The 2,083-nt window shown below is 48.2% G+C and carries 1 protein-coding gene; it reads right to left on the bottom strand.

Features of this window, described 5'->3' with window-relative positions:
* On the bottom strand, nt 1-2,083 hold a 2,083-nt coding region (gene lacZ, locus AC1DSE_RS34600; RefSeq protein WP_477529047.1), incomplete at both ends, for a beta-galactosidase, LacZ type.

Below are 2,083 nucleotides of genomic sequence, written 5' to 3'. Positions count from 1 at the left end.
GGAGTATGCTTGGTTCGCAAACAGAATGTATTCCTTCTCTGGAAGCTGTCCCCAGCTGTCATGTCCGCCCACGCCAGTTTGCTTATGGTTGACGCGTACAACCGTTTTGTTGCTTGGTGGCAGCAGATGAATATGATCATGCGCCTCCAGCTCAAATGGCGTATAAGGCAGTACATTTAATTCAAAATGTGGCGCACCCTTCAGCACGATACCCTCACCCTTTGCATTCGTAACCGCAGCATGGCGAACGTCCATCTTATTGCCGCATTCCTGTGGCCTGATATACGATACGAGCTGATCCTGAACGCTGCCAGCGTAAAGCCCAAGCTTGCCTCCCGTTTGGCGATCCCAATACGTCTCGTCTGGGCCTTTGCCATACCAGCTTACTTGATCAAATGATGCTGGCATCTGGAAGAGCATGCCGATTTCCGGAATTTCCGGTAAATCCGCCCCAGGCTGCAGCTTCTCGTATACATTGATCTCACCATCTGCATTTACTTTGTAAATTAACGACAACATGGATTCCGTTGTAGTAGGCAAGCTATACTGCACATTAATTGTTACACTGCTTGCCTCAAGCTCCCAAGTCATCGCTTGCAGAACGCGCTCTGTCCCCGCTTCACGCCATGTTGCACAGCGCATATGCTGCTGATTGCCGCGATCATTATCCGTGTAGGCACGCCAGAAGTTCGGAGTCAATCCTTGCAATAACCGCTCTGAGCCATTCCACACATAGGAAGTAAGGCTGCCATTTGCTAGATCAAATTGCGCAGTGAAGCTTTCACCGCTTACGAGAAGCGCCGTTGCCGACTGTTCAACACGAACAGCAGGCTTAGCTGGTACAAGACCAATAATCGGCTCAATAGGCGCAGGCAGCACAAATTGCTCAAACGCGATTTCATGACCCGCTTCTGCCCACAGAGTTTGCTCCTTCAGCAGGAGCTGTACCGTTAATACAGCCTCTTCCGAAATGGAAGAAAGCTTAGGCAGCGTATAAGGAATCGTTAACGTTTCCTCACTCTCTGGTTGTGCGGCCGCTTCTACCGTGCCTGCTTCCACAGAAACACCGTTAATCGCTATTTGCCAAGCAAGAGTAAAGCTATTTAAAGCGCTGAATAGATGACGATTGGTCACCTTAATAGTGCCATTTTTCAAATCAATCGCTTCAAACTTAGCATTTTGGTATACCTTCTTCACCTCTTGAAGCTTAGGCGACACTGTACGATCTGCGAAAATAAGGCCGTTGCCGCAGAAATTGCCATCATGCGGCGATTCGCCAAAGTCGCCTCCATACATCATTTTCACTGTGCCGCTCTCGTCTGTTACTCGAATGGCTTGATCGATCCAATCCCATATAAATCCGCCCTGCAACACAGGATACTTCTCAAAAACCTCCCAATACACATGCAAGCCCCCGCAGGAATTGCCCATCGCATGACTGTATTCGCATAAAATATAAGGTTTTTTCGGATTACTTCTCGCATACTGTTCAACGCCCTGAGGGCTCGTGTACATATGGCTTTCGATATCAGAAGCAGCATCCGATTCGCGGTAGTGAAACGCTCCCTCATAATGAACGACGCGCGATGGATCAGCTTCACGTGAAAAATCATGCATTTTTATGAAATTGTCTCCGCCAAATGCTTCATTTCCAAGCGACCAGATGACGATAGACGCATGGTTTTTGTCTCTTTGCAGCATCGAATTGCAGCGATCGAGCACAGCCCCTGTCCATTCCGGTCTGCTTCCTGGCACCGCCCTACCAAGCTCCTTCTGTCCATAAGTCCAAGAACCATGCGTTTCCAGATTCGTCTCATCAATGACATACAGCCCATATTCATCACAAAGTTTGTACCAGAGCGAGTTGTTCGGATAATGTGAAGTGCGGACGGCATTGATATTATATTGCTTCATCAGTTCAATATCTTTGCGCATATCCGCTTCATTAATTGCGCGGCCTGAATCGCATGAGAATTCGTGACGATTTACCCCTTTGAACATGATCCGGCGTCCATTGATTTGCATTAGGCCATCTTTAATCTCAAACTTGCGGAAACCGACCTTGCAGCTTATCGCTTCAAGC

The sequence above is a fragment of the Paenibacillus sp. 01L418 genome (assembly GCF_056400045.1).
Note: the sequence above shows the minus strand (reverse complement) of the source record. Positions and strands in the feature narration are given on the sequence as shown.